We start from the raw sequence: 955 nt of genomic DNA, 5'->3' as shown, positions 1-955 counted from the left end.
GTTGAATATATAGACGGTGTGGAGGGAACGAGGGGAAGTGAAACATCTCAGTACCCTCAGGAAGAGAAAACAATAGTGATTCCGTGAGTAGTGGCGAGCGAAAGCGGATGAGGCTAAACCATGCACATGTGATACCGGGTAGGGGTTGTGTGTGTGGTGTTGTGGGGTTCATCTTTCCAGCTCTACCTGGCTGGACAGCAGTAAGAAAGTGTCGTGTTAGGTGAAGTGACCTGGAACGGTCCGCCGGAGAGGGTGAGAGTCCTGTAACCGAAAACACGGTGCCTGTTGTGATGGATACCCGAGTAGCAGCGAGCCCGTGAAATTCGCTGTGAATCTGCCGAGACCACTCGGTAAGCCTAAATACTACCTTGCGACCGATAGCGGACAAGTACCGTGAGGGAAAGGTGAAAAGTACCCCGGGAGGGGAGTGAAATAGTACCTGAAACCGTGTGCTTACAATCCGTCAGAGCCCTCGTTGTGGGGTGATGGCGTGCCTTTTGAAGAATGAGCCTGCGAGTCAGTGCTCGGTGGCGAGGTTAACCCGTTGTGGGGTAGCCGTAGCGAAAGCGAGTCCGAATAGGGCGTTTGAGTCGCCGGGTCTGGACCCGAAGCGGAGTGATCTACCCATGGCCAGGGTGAAGCAGCAGTAAGATGTTGTGGAGGCCCGAACCCACTTAGGTTGAAAACTGAGGGGATGAGCTGTGGGTAGGGGTGAAAGGCCAATCAAACTCCGTGATAGCTGGTTCTCCCCGAAATGCATTTAGGTGCAGCGTCACGTGTTTCTTGCCGGAGGTAGAGCTACTGGATGGCCGATGGGCCCTCACAGGTTACTGACGTCAGCCAAACTCCGAATGCCGGTAAGTGAGAACGTGGCAGTGAGACTGCGGGGGATAAGCTTCGTAGTCGAGAGGGAAACAGCCCAGATCGCCGGCTAAGGCCCCTAAGCGTGTACTAA

General features: G+C 54.6%; 1 rRNA gene. It reads left to right on the top strand.

The window, feature by feature from the left end:
- Positions 1–955 (top strand): 23S ribosomal RNA (locus AXK60_RS12930); the annotation flags it as partial.

Origin of the sequence: Tsukamurella pseudospumae, assembly GCF_001575195.1 — a bacterium.
GTDB lineage: Bacteria > Actinomycetota > Actinomycetes > Mycobacteriales > Mycobacteriaceae > Tsukamurella > Tsukamurella pseudospumae.
The sequence above is the reverse complement of the archived record's forward strand: the minus strand, read 5'-3'. Positions and strand labels throughout refer to the sequence as shown.